This is a genomic window from Spirosoma luteum DSM 19990, from assembly GCF_000374065.1.
Classification (GTDB): Bacteria; Bacteroidota; Bacteroidia; order Cytophagales; family Spirosomataceae; genus Spirosoma; species Spirosoma luteum.
This window is the reverse complement of sequence record NZ_KB893261.1, coordinates 78,054-91,587: the sequence shown is the minus strand read 5'-3', so window position 1 is coordinate 91,587 and position 13,534 is coordinate 78,054. Positions and strand designations below refer to the sequence as shown.

Annotated in this window: 13 protein-coding genes; 6 read left to right on the top strand and 7 right to left on the bottom strand. The window is 52.6% G+C overall.

What is annotated here, in order from left to right:
- Nucleotides 1–93 precede the first annotated feature (93 nt).
- Together B156_RS30345 and B156_RS30340 are read left to right on the top strand one after the other, a co-directional pair.
- Nucleotides 94–312, top strand: coding sequence for an IS5 family transposase (locus tag B156_RS30345; protein ID WP_018620585.1), 219 nt, complete (start codon nt 94–96; stop codon nt 310–312).
- A complete protein-coding gene (locus tag B156_RS30340; RefSeq protein WP_157627053.1) occupies nt 264–815 on the top strand; it encodes a transposase in 552 nt (183 codons plus the stop codon). Before B156_RS30345 ends, B156_RS30340 begins: the two co-directional genes overlap by 49 nt.
- 210 nt (nt 816–1,025) lie before the next feature.
- Here B156_RS30340 and B156_RS0115830 read toward each other — a convergent pair whose 3' ends face one another.
- A complete protein-coding gene (locus tag B156_RS0115830) occupies nt 1,026–1,988 on the bottom strand; it encodes an HNH endonuclease (protein WP_018620735.1) in 963 nt (320 codons plus the stop codon).
- Between the two features lie 93 nt (nt 1,989–2,081).
- Here B156_RS0115830 and B156_RS0115825 point away from each other — a divergent pair, with 93 nt between their 5' ends.
- Nucleotides 2,082–3,557, top strand: a complete 1,476-nt coding sequence (locus B156_RS0115825; protein ID WP_018620734.1) for an amidohydrolase — start codon at nt 2,082–2,084, stop codon at nt 3,555–3,557.
- 62 nt (nt 3,558–3,619) lie between these two features.
- Here the strand turns inward: B156_RS0115825 and B156_RS29280 are convergent, their stop codons facing one another.
- Nucleotides 3,620–4,021 (bottom strand): PIN domain-containing protein, encoded by a 402-nt coding sequence (locus B156_RS29280; protein WP_018620733.1) that lies wholly within the window; start codon nt 4,019–4,021, stop codon nt 3,620–3,622.
- Nucleotides 4,002–4,244 (bottom strand): hypothetical protein, encoded by a 243-nt coding sequence (locus B156_RS0115815; protein WP_018620732.1) that lies wholly within the window; start codon nt 4,242–4,244, stop codon nt 4,002–4,004. Before B156_RS0115815 ends, B156_RS29280 begins: the two co-directional genes overlap by 20 nt.
- A gap of 225 nt (nt 4,245–4,469) precedes the next feature.
- Here B156_RS0115815 and aspS point away from each other — a divergent pair, with 225 nt between their 5' ends.
- Nucleotides 4,470–6,254 (top strand): aspartate--tRNA ligase, encoded by a 1,785-nt coding sequence (gene aspS / locus B156_RS0115810; RefSeq protein WP_018620731.1) that lies wholly within the window; start codon nt 4,470–4,472, stop codon nt 6,252–6,254.
- A gap of 176 nt (nt 6,255–6,430) precedes the next feature.
- Nucleotides 6,431–9,430, top strand: coding sequence for a sialate O-acetylesterase (locus B156_RS0115805; protein WP_018620730.1), 3,000 nt, complete (start codon nt 6,431–6,433; stop codon nt 9,428–9,430).
- A gap of 81 nt (nt 9,431–9,511) precedes the next feature.
- On the opposite strand, the gene galU is transcribed toward B156_RS0115805, so the two are convergent.
- The 4 genes from galU to B156_RS0115785 all read right to left on the bottom strand — a co-directional run bounded on the left by galU (nt 9,512) and on the right by B156_RS0115785 (nt 12,564).
- Nucleotides 9,512–10,375, bottom strand: coding sequence for a UTP--glucose-1-phosphate uridylyltransferase GalU (gene galU, locus B156_RS0115800; RefSeq protein ID WP_018620729.1), 864 nt, complete (start codon nt 10,373–10,375; stop codon nt 9,512–9,514).
- 88 nt (nt 10,376–10,463) lie between these two features.
- Nucleotides 10,464–11,459 carry a mevalonate kinase family protein gene (locus B156_RS0115795; RefSeq protein ID WP_026260852.1) on the bottom strand — a complete coding sequence of 332 codons (996 nt, stop codon included), beginning with the start codon at nt 11,457–11,459 and terminating at the stop codon, nt 10,464–10,466.
- Between the two features lie 175 nt (nt 11,460–11,634).
- Nucleotides 11,635–12,117, bottom strand: coding sequence for a hypothetical protein (locus B156_RS0115790; protein WP_018620727.1), 483 nt, complete (start codon nt 12,115–12,117; stop codon nt 11,635–11,637).
- An 81-nt stretch (nt 12,118–12,198) separates the two neighbouring features.
- Nucleotides 12,199–12,564, bottom strand: coding sequence for a transcriptional regulator (locus tag B156_RS0115785; RefSeq protein WP_018620726.1), 366 nt, complete (start codon nt 12,562–12,564; stop codon nt 12,199–12,201).
- Nucleotides 12,565–12,830: 266 nt separating this feature from the next.
- Between B156_RS0115785 and B156_RS0115780 the strand changes: the two genes are divergently transcribed.
- Entirely contained in the window at nt 12,831–13,499 is a 669-nt protein-coding gene (locus B156_RS0115780) for a hypothetical protein (protein WP_018620725.1), read from the top strand.
- The last annotated feature ends 35 nt before the right edge of the window (nt 13,500–13,534 follow it).

The following is a 13,534-nucleotide window of genomic DNA, read 5'->3' as shown; positions in this document are numbered from 1 at the left end:
TAAGAGCCTGTTTAAAAACGGGCATGTAAGCTTAAAAAAGTAGAATCAGCCTATCTTGTGGGTTAATCCGACCGCAACGGCGGCCCGGCAAAGATGTACCCCACAGACCTGACTGATTCTGCCTGGCAAGTTATTGAAGAAATCCTGGCTGACAAGCGTAAACGCAAATATTCACTGCGTGCCATCCTTAACGCGCTACTGTATTTGACCAAAACCGGCTGTCAGTGGCGACTGATGCCCAATGATCTGCCACCCTGGCCCTTGTGCTACTATTACTTCTGGAATCGGAGCGCCGAAGCGATGGCGCAATGATGGCACCGCTCCGGCGGCCCGGCTGGGAACGACTCAACAAATCGCTAGTAGAACGCAGGCGAAAGGATGCGAATCGGGAAAAATCACCTAGTCTTGGTGTGATTGATTCCCAGAGTGTTAAGTGTAGTGAATGGGGTGTAGTGCCGAAAGGATTCGACGGAAATAAAAAGGTGAACGGACGAAAACGGCACATCGTCGTCGATACGCTGGGACTGGTTCTGGTAGTAGTGGTTCATGCCGCCAATCAACATGACAGTCCAGCAGCTCGTCTGGTACTGACTGCGCTTGCCCGACAGGGGTATGATCGGATGAGTAAAATACTGGCTGATAGTGCCTACGGTAAGGAGTTGGCCCGTTGGGTTAAAACGTCACTGGGCTACATCTTGGAAGTGGTGAAAGTGAGTGAGTTGGGCGGCTTCCAGCCGGGCCGCCGGTGCGGTGGTGCCCATGCGCTGGAAGGTGGAACGAACTTTTGCCTGGATGAATTGGTCTCGGCGGCTTAGTAAAGACTATGAGTGTGGCGTAACTTCTCACGAGTCCTTCGTCTATTTATCCAACATTAACCGGATGCTCAAGCATTTTTAAACAGGCTCTAAACGCTTTCGTATCGAACGAGGTAAGGTTATATGGGGAAAGGACTGGGATTTGATTATTCCCGTTTCGCAACTACATCAAGGCTACATTAAACTACCGGTGCCAAGATAAAACTATTTTTACCGCTTGAATTTCTCTTTTAAATGCCATTGGAAACTCTCCGGTTTTGGGTAATGCATCTCGCCGAATGGTAGTCGAAGTGCTTCGCCATGAAATTGGCGCAGATTATAAGGGCTAGTGGTACCGTCTGCCAGGGAAGGTGAGACAACCACACGAAAACGCTCATCTACGGCAATCATACCACGGTCGAAGGCCGTGTGCAGCGTTGGGCAAAGAGCAATACCATTCGTAACTTTATCATCACCGGAAATACTAATGGGTACGATATGACAGGCTTCTACCAGCGATGAGCCGTCCATAGCAATCACTTTCATCCCTGAAATTGCGCAGGTAAAATCGTACACTTTAGGAACCAGCTTTTTGAAAAGCCCACCCCGAACGAAGCGCGTTTCTTCATCTTCAACAGGTGGCAGTGGCAGGTAGGCCGCTTCTTTTTCATTGAGCAGGTACGTTTTCAACTCGCTCAAATAGCTACGCCTAGCGTTTTTCCCTTGCAGAAACTGCACCTTTTGTGCCACAAAAAACGCATCAAGCAAACTGTTTTTCAGCAAGTTGCGTGCATATCCATTCACAAGCAACAAGAATAGATCACTGGAGAAATAACCAAAGTCAAGCCGGTCGCTCAAAGTATGCACACTTCGTACATACGTATCGAATGCAAAGCCGACTTTGGGTTTTAAGAACCAGAAACCATCGCTTTGTAAATAATAGAACGGTTGCGTGAAGTCATCTTTATAGTCAGTAGCTGTAACCAGCAGGCTGAAATTCTCTTTGAATATCGCTACCAATTCGGGTGAAATAGTAATTCTGTTTTCAGTAATCAGCCCTTTATCAATCAGTTCGAGCAGGGTTATCAGGAGGACCGGCTTGTGTGGAGCCTTCCCATTAGCCCGCCGAACTTTGGCAAATTTTCGGGCGTAAGTAGCCGCAACACTACGGTCGAAATTGGCATTGGTAAACATGAGTCAAATATACGGGATGTCTGTTCACGTTGTCCATCTCCCCATTTTCCCTTATTTTTATCGGCCTACAACTATATTGGCAATATAAATCCTATGAGAACACATTTTTTTGCAATTATTCTTTTAATTCCCCTTCTAACCCTAGGGCAGTCGAAAACAAAAAAGACAGCCGCGGCAGCCGGCGCTACGGACCCGGACAAGAAAATGATTTTGGCCGACCTGGACAAACGATTACCCGATCTGGCCGGTATCTCGAAACAGATTTGGAATTTTGCCGAACTGGGCTACCAGGAAGAGAAAAGTTCGGCTCTGCTGGAAGAGCAACTCCGGCAGGAAGGCTTCGACGTAAAAACGGGTGTGGCGGGTATCCCCACTGCCTTCGTGGCTACCTTTGGTTCGGGCAAACCCGTTATCGGTATTCTGGGCGAGTACGACGCCCTGCCCGGCCTGGCTACCGAAGCCAAACCGGAGTTTACACCCATTGCCGGGCAAAAAGGCGGGCATGGTTGCGGGCATAACCTATTCGGAACGGCGTCCATGGCAGCCGCAATAGAAATAAAAAACTGGCTCAAATCATCGGGGCATTCCGGTACGATAAAGATGTACGGCTGCCCGGCCGAAGAAGGCGGTTCGGCCAAGGTGTACATGGTACGCGAGGGGCTGTTCAACGATGTAGACGTGGCCCTGCACTGGCACCCCGGTGCACAGAATGCCGCCGATGCGGGTACGTCGCTGGCCAATAAAAACGCCAAGTTTCGCTTTAAAGGCATTGCCGCCCACGCGGCTGCGTCGCCCGAGCGGGGCCGGTCGGCACTGGATGGCGTGGAAGCAATGGACTTTATGGTGAACATGATGCGCGAGCATATCCCCTCCGATACCCGTATTCACTACGTGATTACCAAAGGGGGCGAAGCACCGAACGTGGTACCCGCCAATGCCGAAGTGTATTATTACGTGCGTAACAAAAACCGGGATATCGTTAAGAGCGTCTGGAAACGGATTGAAGATGCGGCCCAGGGAGCCGCTCAGGGCACCGGTACGCAGGTAGCCTGGGAGGTGCTGGGGGGCGTGTATGACCTGTTGCCCAATGTTACGCTGGCCGAAGTGATGCACCAGAATCTCAAAACCGTGGGGGGTGTCAACTACACGCCCGAGGAAACGGCGTTTGCCCAGAAAATCAGCGAAACCTTCGGCGACCAGAAAGTGCCTATTACCAATGCGGCCGAGGTAAAAGACTTCCGCGATGCGTCGGAAGGGGCCATTAGTGGCGGCTCTACCGATGTGGGCGACGTAAGCTGGGCGGTGCCAACGGTCGGGTTATCTACAGCTACGTGGGTACCCGGTTCGAGTGCCCACAGCTGGCAGTCGACGGCGGCCAGTGGTATGAGCATCGGGCAGAAAGGGATGCTGGTAGCGGCCAAAACCCTGGCCCTGACGGCGCTGGATTTATACAGAAACCCCGCCCTTATCGAGAAAGCCACTGCGGAATGGAAGCAGAAACGCGGGGGCGACTTCAAATACGAAGCCCTCCTCGGCGACCGTAAACCCGCGCTGGACTACAGAAAGTAATGAGTGAAAGAGCGAATGAGTGAATAGCCGTCAAATCGAGTCAAGAAACTCATCATACAGGATTACGCTTCGAAAACCTTCCTGCGTAATCCTGTATATAATGGCTTATCGCGGGTGACCAGAGGGAAGGACGTTGCCTTGCTAAGTGCTACGTATGCAACGTCCTTACTGTCTATCGTCTGACAAATTTTTGCCGCATACTGCCAATCTTCATCATTTATTACAAATGATGGAACAACCGTAATCAGGCTGAAAATATCAAAAACAAAGCGCTGCAAATTGGGCTTCGACAACTTAGCCTTCGTCTGAATAACAGCCTCGTACTTGCTTATTTCATCAAAAACAAAATCAACAGAATAGCATCGCGTATCAGCCAATACCTCGCGATGATATGCTTTGCCGCTAATCAGTATACTCATTAGTACGTTGGCATCCAGCACATAATCAATACTGTCGACTTCCATCGGCGGCTAGTTTATTACGTTGGCGATACTCACTCCAGGCGGCCTCGCGGGCTTTTTGCCAGTCGGGGTCGTTCGTGAGGTCGATGGCCTTCAGGTCTTCGGCCATCTGCCGGGCCAGTTTGCGGAGTTCCAGCCGTTCGATAGCCTTTTTGAACTCCCGCTCAACCTCTTCGCGGCCCAGGTCCGCCAATAACTCTTCGTCGATGTCGATGGTGATGCTCATTGTCTCGATACCTTGTTTAGTCAAATATACCATCTTTCCGGGTAAACGTGCTGCATCGGTTCGGCATGGTGTCAGACTAAACCGACAAACCCGCTACCTTTGCAGCAGAAATTCCATTGATTGGGTAGTTGAATGATTAAGTGACTGAATAGGCAGCAAGACACCATTTTTTCATTCACTCATTCACCCATTCAATTCCATTGCGGTACTAATTCACTCATTACAATGCTACGTACGCATACCTGCGGAGAACTCCGCCTGACTAATGCCAATACCACCGCTACCCTGACTGGCTGGGTGCAAACCATTCGCGACAAGGGGGGAGTCCTCTGGATTGACCTCCGCGACCGCTATGGGATTACCCAGCTCCTGCTCGAAGACGGGCAGACACCGCCCGAACTGTTTGCCATTGCCCGCTCGCTGGGCCGCGAATTTGTGCTGAAAGCGACGGGTACGGTTATCGAACGAAAATCCAAAAATCCCAATATCCCCACCGGCGATATTGAACTGAAAGTCAGTGCGCTGGACGTACTGAACCCAGCCAAACTGCCGCCCTTCCTCATTGAAGACGAAACCGACGGGGGTGATGACCTCCGCATGAAATACCGGTATCTTGACCTCCGCCGGAATCCCGTTCGACGGAGTCTGGAACTGCGCCACCGGATGGCCCAGCAAACGCGGGTGTACATGGATGGGCAGGATTTTATTGAGGTCGAAACACCAGTCCTTATCAAATCGACACCCGAAGGGGCGCGGGATTTTGTGGTACCCAGCCGCATGAATCCGGGTGAATTTTACGCCCTGCCCCAATCGCCCCAGACGTTTAAGCAACTGCTGATGGTGTCGGGGTTTGACCGCTATTACCAGATTGTGAAGTGCTTCCGCGATGAAGACCTCCGCGCCGACCGCCAGCCGGAGTTCACCCAAATTGACTGCGAGATGTCGTTTGTGGAGCAGGAAGACATCCTGAATATGTTTGAGGGGCTGATTCGCCACCTGTTCAAAGCCGTAAAAGGCATCGACATGGCCGAAGTCCCCCGTATGACTTACGCCGATGCTATGCGGCTCTACGGCTCGGACAAGCCCGACACCCGATTCGACATGCAGTTTGTGGAGTTGAAGGGCACTTTCGATACGGTGGATATGACCTCGGGCAAGGGATTCGGGGTGTTCGATTCGGCCGAAATGGTCATCGGTATCAACGCCCCCGGTTGCGCGCACTACACCCGCAAGCAGATGGATGAACTGACGGACTGGATCAGACGCCCGCAAATTGGCGGCAAGGGGTTGATTTATGCCCGCGTCAATGAAGATGGCAGTATAAAATCATCCGTCGACAAGTTTTATTCGGAAGAAGACCTAAAAGGGTGGGCGGCTCATTTCAGGCAGGCCGGTGTTCCGGTCAAACCCGGCGACCTGCTGCTGATTATGTCGGGTGATGCGGCCAAAGTCCGTAAGCAACTGAGTGAACTGCGGCTGGAAATGGGTAGTCGGCTGGGTCTGCGCGACCCGAATGTATTCAGCACGCTGTGGGTTCTCGACTTCCCGTTGCTGGAATATGGCGAGGAGGATCAACGCTGGTTTGCCATGCACCACCCGTTTACCTCCCCCAAACCGGAAGACCTTCCCCTGCTCGATACCGACCTGGGCAGCGTGCGAGCCAATGCTTACGACTTAGTCATCAATGGCACAGAAGTTGGCGGTGGCTCCATCCGGATTTTCAACCGCGATTTGCAGGCGCGTATGTTCAGCATTCTGGGCTTTTCGGATGAAGAAGCCAAAGCGCAGTTCGGCTTCCTGATGGACGCGTTCGAGTTTGGCGCACCACCGCACGGCGGTATTGCGTTCGGTTTCGACCGGCTATGCTCACTCTTCGGCGGGGCCGACAGCATCCGGGATTTCATTGCTTTCCCCAAGAACAACTCCGGCCGCGATGTAATGATCGATTCACCCTCCGTCATTTCTGATAAGCAACTGGATGAATTAAAAATCAAAACGGTAGAAAAATAAATTCCTGATCATCGGTTTGTCAGATAGAGCGGGCTGCTTGTAGGCACAAGCAGCCCGCTCTGTTTTCCGGGGATTAAATATCCATTAATGACCATGTATCGATTAATCGATTTATCTAAGTCGGGCATGCAATTTGTAGTACGTGCTTATCATATAACACCTAACGTTCAACGGGTATGAAGTTCATTCTGCTACGGATTACAGCACTTTCACTATTGCTGCTAGTCTCACTGTCATCAGTAGCACAGCTTACCATTACCAGTCCGGTATCCCGGATGGTTTTTCAGCGCAGTCTGACCAATGAAGCCTCAGTGATCATAACGGGCACGGCTCCCGCATCGGCCACCGGGGTTGAAGCCCGCTTTGTTCCGTTGGTTGTGGGCCAGGGCAGTACAACTGCCTGGACTCCGTTGCCTTTTCTGGCGGGGTCTTCCGCTTTTTCGGGTACCGTAACCGTATCGGCTGGCTGGTATCGGCTGGATGTGCGGGCGCAGGCAAACAACATGGTACTGGCTCAAACGCAGGTCGGGCGGGTGGGCGTTGGCGAAGTTTTCGTGATAGCGGGTCAGTCGAACGTATACGGCAATCTTCAGCGGGTTGAATCAGCTACTGAAGACCGGGTATCGTGCATCGATTTTCAGCAGGACAGCCTGAGCGATCAGCTATTACCCCTTCAGTTTAGTTCTATTACCAGAGGAAGCTCCATTGGCCCTAATCAGCCCTCCCATCTGTGGAGCACGCTGGGCGACAAGCTGGTGAAGCGGTTGAACGTACCCGTTTTGTTTCTGGGGGCTGCCCTGGGCGGCACCAGCAGTACGGAGTGGGCACAGGGAGCTGCCGGAAATCTGGGCACTACCACCCAGTTAGCCGTTTATCGCCGACTGGGCGAAGTGTTGTTACATTACGTTTCCCGCACCGGCGCGCGGGCCGTACTCTGGCATCAGGGCGAAACCGATGCCTACAACGGCGTTAATGGCCAAACCTATTATAACAACCTCCTTTCCATTATTCAGAAGAGTCGCCAGCAGGTGGGCACCAGTCCCATCGCCTGGATGGTTTCGCGGGTGAGTTATAACTATGGATCCGTTAGTCCGGGTATTATTGCCGCCCAGAACCGGATCATTGCCGATGTATCAAACACCTTTCCGGGGCCAGCCTCCGACAGCATTGTGGGTCCGGAAAACAGGCCGGATAACATACATATGACAGGACCGGGCCTAATTCGGTTTACAAACAGTTGGGATCAGGCACTTGGCAGTACTTTTTTCCAACAGGCCGTTCCTTTTTTACCGACCAACCCGGCATCCATCATCAGCAGTGGCTACACCTTACCACTCACGCACCGGCAGGGTGATGTGATTGCCGTAGCCTCCCTACGAAGCAACCCCTACGAATTGGGCAATCAATACGTTGCTCAACTGGTCCGGGTCAGTGATGGGGTAAGCGTATACGAGTCGGCCCCCAGTTCGGATAATCCCATTCTGGTGACGATACCGGCCAATCTGCCGGATGGACAGTATCAGTTCAGAACCCGCTCTACCCAGCCGGTTATAGTGGGGGCATTGAGTGAGCCGTTCACCATTGCCCATTCGGCCCCTGCCAGTCCGCTATTACCCGTTTTGCATAAGCCCATTCAGGGGGGAACGCCCGATCCAGCCCTAAGACGATTCACCTATCGGTACGAACCCGGTTCGCACGGTTTCCATTCCCTCATCGAATCGTCGGTACCGGTAGAAGTACGCCTGCAGCGCATTGATGGTGGTAGTTTTAACGACGCTGGGTGGACTGTAGCTCCCCCCTCCTCCCAAGCTCCGGACTACGATCAGTTTGCCGGGTTTAACTACGTTCGGGCCTACCTCCCTCAGTCATTTGGCGTTGGCGGGGTAGAACCGGCGGGCACCTATCGGTACTCGGTACGGGCTCAGGGCAATAGCGGGCCGGGTTTATGGTACGATATCGCTTTTCTTGGGGGGCGCGTTATCCTTTACCAGATGGAAATTACTCCCCCCGTTCCTCCCGTGGTTTCTATCGATAACCTGCCGGGCACCTGCCTGAGTGGAACCATAAGTGTATCGGTATCGGTGTCGGAAGGGAGCCTGGACAGCGGCAACCTGTTCAGCGTGAAGTTATCGGATAGCAACGGCTCATTTGGGAACGAGACGACCATTGGCAGCAGCGCGACCAGCCTTATTGTCGCTACCATTCCGACTTCCCTGCCAACAGGAAACCAGTATCGGATTCAGGTGGTGGCCAGCAGTCCTGCCGTAGCCAGTGCGCCCAGTACGCCACTCAGCCTTTGCGCGGGTATGGCCGATCTCTCCACGGCCCTGAGCCTGGATACCCGAACCCCCGCTACCAATCAACCCGTTACGCTCACGCTGGTCATTGCCAATGACGGCCCTGAGGCAGCCAGTAACGTAGTGGCCCAAAGCCTGCTTCCTGCAGGCATGGAGTTCCTGGACGCGCCTTCTTCAACCGTCAGTGGTTCGGCCAGTGCTGTCACCATCAATGCCGGTACGATAGAAGCTGGCAACCAACTGGCATTTGCCTACCGGCTCAGGGCAACCCAGCCGGGAAGCTACGCCCTTGCCACCCAGGTTACAGCCAGTAGCAAGACTGACCCCGACAGCCAGCCCAACTCCGGCACGGGCGATGGGCAGGACGATGCCACGACGGTCGATTTTCGAACCCCCAATGCCAACGGGCAATTTTATGCCTCGCCCAACCCCAATCAGACTCCCCTGCCGCCCGTGGCGTCCAGCCAGCCACCCACCGACCCCGCACAGGCAGATTTGAGCTTATCGCTTGGCTCGAGCAATCTGGTTGTAGCTACCAATCAGCCAATTACCGTTACGTTGTCCGTATACAACCGGGGGGGCGCTACGGCTACTAATGTGAGTCTGCAAACATTGCTACCCACAGGCTGGCAACTAGCCAGTACCAATGGTTTGACGGTGAACGGTCAGACCATTACGGGTAGTATTGGCCCGATTGCAGCCGGTGATTCGGGCACCCTGACGTTAGCGGTGCAGGTATCTGGCGCGGGTACATTGAAAGCTCAGATTACCACATCCTCCCCCTCCGACCCGGATTCGACACCGGGCAATGGGTATACGAATGGGGAGGATGATACCGCTACCATACAGGTACGAACACGGTACAGCTCCCCTAACTAAAACAGAGTGGCCCGCACCGCGTTGATGGAGAATAATCTCCATCAACGCGGTGCGGGCCACTTTTGTACGTGCATCTATCGGCTACTGTTTCAGGATTTCTTCCAGAAATGCCCGGAAGGGCGTAGCAAATTCGGGGCGTTTGAGCGCGAATTCGACGGTCGTTTTCAGGAAATCCAACTTATTGCCGATGTCGTGGCGTTTACCTTCAATGCGGTGGGCGTACAGGTTTTCCCGCTTTAGTAACATCAGCATGGCATCCGTCAACTGGATTTCATTGTTCTTGCCCGCGGGGGTCTGCTCCAGCATATTAAAGATTTCGGGGGTGAGAATGTACCGCCCCGCAATAGCCAGATTTGAGGGGGCATCCTTCACAGCTGGCTTCTCAACCAGGGTGGTCAGCTCCAGAATGCGGTCACTCAATACTTTTCCCCCTACTATACCGTACCGGTTCACCTTGTCGTGTGGTACTTCTTCAACGGCAATGACCGAGCATCCGTACTGCGCGTAGGTGTCAATCAGTTGCTGCGTTACGGGAATCACGGCATCCATGATGGTATCACCCAGGAGTACGGCAAACGGCTCATTACCCACGTGATGACGGGCGTACCGGATGGCATCGCCAAGCCCGTTCAGTTCGCGCTGACGAACATAGTGCAGGTTGGCCATGTCCGACAGTCGGCGCATCTCATCCAGCAGGAGTTGATCTTCCTTTTCTTCGAGCCGGGTTTCCAGTTCGTAGTTCCGGTCGAAGTGGTCTTCGATGGCGCGTTTGCCTTTACCGGTAATAATCAGAATATCTTCGATACCCGAATCGACGGCTTCCTGCACCACATACTGAATGGTGGGGCGGTCGATAATCGGCAACATTTCTTTGGGCTGCGCCTTGGTGGCAGGCAGAAACCGGGTTCCAAACCCGGCAGCGGGGATAACGGCTTTCTTTATCATTTTTGACTGTAGAGACGCAATACCTTGCGTCTTATATGCGTCAGCTAAACCATCCGGTCATAAGACGCAAGGTATTGCGTCTCTACGGTCAAACTACGTACGGCTTGATGACGCGGGCGTTTATTTTTTTGAGTTCTACGAATAATCGGTTCAGCATGGCATCATCGCGGTACAGGCCGATAATGGACCCACCCGACCCGGTAAAGGAGGCTGATGCCCCGCAGGACCGGGCCGTTTCAATAAGTTGACGGTTCCGGTCGCTGATGTTGTATATCTGGGCACGGAGGTCGAAATTACGATTGACCAGTTCGTGCAGAGCATTGGTGTCCTGCCGGAGCATGGCTTCGCGGCCCTGCCGGGCTACATCGGCAATGGCACTCATCGTTTCGAGCACGAGCGGTTCGCCTTTGAGCCACCGCGCCCGCACATCATTATGCACCTGCCCCGATTGTTTGCCGAGGTCGGTGTTGTAGGCAATATAAAGTTTAGGCAGCAGATGCGGGTCAATGGGTTCGTACTGACCAAACCCCTGACGCTCCATGGTGGCCCGGTCGAAATCCATGTATACGCAGCCTTCGTAGCATTGAATAACGCGATCCTGCAAACCGGCCGCAATGCCCAACTCCTCCGTTTCGGTGGCTAATACCAGATTCGGCAGTACAGGCAGGGGAATGTCTACCGAATAGAACTGCATCAACGCCCGGAAGGTAGCCACAATCAGGGCACTCGAACCCGATAAGCCTACCTGCCGGGGAATGGATGTGCTGTATCGAATGGAGAAATTCTGATTGGGAAGCCGTATGTGTTCCTTTTCGCAGTATTCAGCAAATTTCTTGATGGCGGCCTTCAGCAGCGGAACGCCCCCGTGATAGCCCAGCGTGCTCACGGCATCGCGCAGGTGGTGCAAACTCCTGAATGTATTGGTATCCTGTGCCTGGGCTTCAATGTTCAGCTCCGGTGAAGGATACAGGGTAACGGATGCGCCAAAATTACGAACGGTGATGGCAATCGTTTTACCAAAAAAGCCATCGGATGGGTTGCCGAGCATACCGGCTCGGGCATAAGCGCGGGTTTCAATAAGCAAAGTAAAAAGGGGGAATTTTCATCCACCGGCTTAATGGAGTAATCAATCAGGTGACAAGTTTACAAAAGAATTGGACGTAAAATGATGAATCCCGAAAACCTGTTCCAATAAAAAAGCAACGGCTGCTTTTCCGTTGCTTTTTTATTGGCTGTTCCCTACCGGCTGTTGAGCAGCCTTACTCGTCCATATCCTTCTTTTCAACTGATTCTTTGTCGGTCCCGCTATAGCCTACACTGTGGGGGTCATATCCTTTGTTCGGATCGTCGCCTTCTTCCAGATAGGTAGCATCAGCCCGGTGCAGCAATGCATCGTCGGACGGGTTTTCGGCGATTTCTCCCAGTTTCTTGGCGGCTTCGTCGCTCATCATCCGTCCTTTCGGTTTGTCGGAGATAGCATCTGCGTCTACATCCCACTCCTGCGAAGTGCCCGTACTTTCGTTGGTGGGTGTTTCGAACCGGCCTTTTTCCTGGTTCGCTTCGCGGGTATCGTGCGTGATATTCCTGTTTTCGGAATCCATGTCCATACCAGTGGTTGTCATTTCATTGGTACCAACGCCCCCCGATTCGCGGCCATAGTCGGAGTTGCCGTGTTGGTTCGGGTCTTTGGAATAAAAATCAGAATCTGTTTTATCCGGGTCGAACGGTGATTTTGTAGCCATAGCGTTTAGTGTCTTTTTGGGTATAACCCGGAATGACAGACAGATGTTTAGCGAGGAAGGGAAGGCATTGTTTTCCCACTCTTACCGATTACTGCTTAACTCCTTAATTGTTACGATTAACTCATCGTTTGTTTGCTGAAGTAAGGCTACCCGCTCGTTAAGCTGGAAAAGCAGAAACTCTACGTTACGCAGTCGCTCTTCGGTGGTGATGGCTGCGGAGGGTGAGTTGAGCACTTTAAACATCAGCCCCTCGCCCCGCAACAGCCAGTCGCCGTTGACCTGCGGATAGGCTACCAGAATTTTCTCGAGTGTGTCGTAGCGGGGTTTCAGCCGACCGTGCAGGATGTGGTACACTTTTTCCCCCCGATGCTCACCCAGCTGGCGGGCAAATTCGAGAACGCTGACATCGAGCGCGTCAATGAGTTGCTGAAGACGGAGATGAATCATGGCTTTCGGTGGATAGGGTATGTTAGGAGCGGTTAGTGATGAGTGGCTGACGCGTAACTTGTACGTCAGCCACTCATCGCTAACCGCTCCTACACACTAATTACTAAAAATACACATTACCCTGTAAAATAAATGGTTGATCAGGCTAGAAACGCTTTGAAAATTACACAAAACAGTGTATTTTTAAAGCAGTAAACACAGCCCTTAAAAAGGCAAAAGGGACCGCAAAACGGGTCCCCTGCTTAAACAGTAAACAACAAATACTAATGAACACACAAAACAAAAGCCAAATCGAGACAATTCAAAGCGGTGACGAGCAGAAACCGCATCAAAACGCAAATGAGTTGACCGGCGAGGTAGTCGGTAACGCGGCCGTACGCCGGTACAAATACCTGGAAGGGCACCCCCGGCAGTATCGGTTCGATGCCAAAGAAGGCGTGTTCAACATCAACGGCACCGAGAAAGTAGGCGGTCCGTCGAACGGCCGCATGCTTACCTTTCAACCCATCGCCTGGCGCATTTTCACGGATAACATCCTGAATATGGGTACCAAAAACTGGGCGGAGATCTTCTTCATCGACGACAAGAACTGCGTGTCGGCGATTCTCTTTCACGGGTATTCAGTGGATAATATATTCCGGCTTATCGAACCGCTTTACTACGACGACCTGACGCTGGCCGATGTGGTAATTACGGCGGTGGCCGAAAAGAAAGAAAATACCAAGGTGCAGCCTAAAGGTGTGTACTACATCGCTACGTTCTCCTACAAGATTGCCGATAAGGCGAAAACCGACGAACTAAAGCAGTTTGCCGAATCATCCAAGATATTCCGGCAGGAAACCCTCACGGACATTGCCAACATCAAAACGGCAATGAATTACTACAACCCATTCCTCAACCCGGTCGACGAGCCGGAACTGCTGATAGCGGGTTGATCCGTTCTGTACGGTTTTGGTGCAGGCGCAATGCC

Bases quoted from the DNA above. Each gene is read 5' to 3' on its own strand.
- B156_RS30345 (WP_018620585.1), top strand. From the start codon at position 94: ATGTACCCCACAGACCTGACTGATTCTGCCTGGCAAGTTATTGAAGAA.
- B156_RS0115830 (WP_018620735.1), bottom strand. From the start codon at position 1,988: ATGTTTACCAATGCCAATTTCGACCGTAGTGTTGCGGCTACTTACGCC.
- B156_RS0115825 (WP_018620734.1), top strand. From the start codon at position 2,082: ATGAGAACACATTTTTTTGCAATTATTCTTTTAATTCCCCTTCTAACC.
- B156_RS29280 (WP_018620733.1), bottom strand. From the start codon at position 4,021: ATGGAAGTCGACAGTATTGATTATGTGCTGGATGCCAACGTACTAATG.
- B156_RS0115815 (WP_018620732.1), bottom strand. From the start codon at position 4,244: ATGAGCATCACCATCGACATCGACGAAGAGTTATTGGCGGACCTGGGC.
- aspS (WP_018620731.1), top strand. From the start codon at position 4,470: ATGCTACGTACGCATACCTGCGGAGAACTCCGCCTGACTAATGCCAAT.
- B156_RS0115805 (WP_018620730.1), top strand. From the start codon at position 6,431: ATGAAGTTCATTCTGCTACGGATTACAGCACTTTCACTATTGCTGCTA.
- galU (WP_018620729.1), bottom strand. From the start codon at position 10,375: ATGATAAAGAAAGCCGTTATCCCCGCTGCCGGGTTTGGAACCCGGTTT.
- B156_RS0115790 (WP_018620727.1), bottom strand. From the start codon at position 12,117: ATGGCTACAAAATCACCGTTCGACCCGGATAAAACAGATTCTGATTTT.
- B156_RS0115785 (WP_018620726.1), bottom strand. From the start codon at position 12,564: ATGATTCATCTCCGTCTTCAGCAACTCATTGACGCGCTCGATGTCAGC.
- B156_RS0115780 (WP_018620725.1), top strand. From the start codon at position 12,831: ATGAACACACAAAACAAAAGCCAAATCGAGACAATTCAAAGCGGTGAC.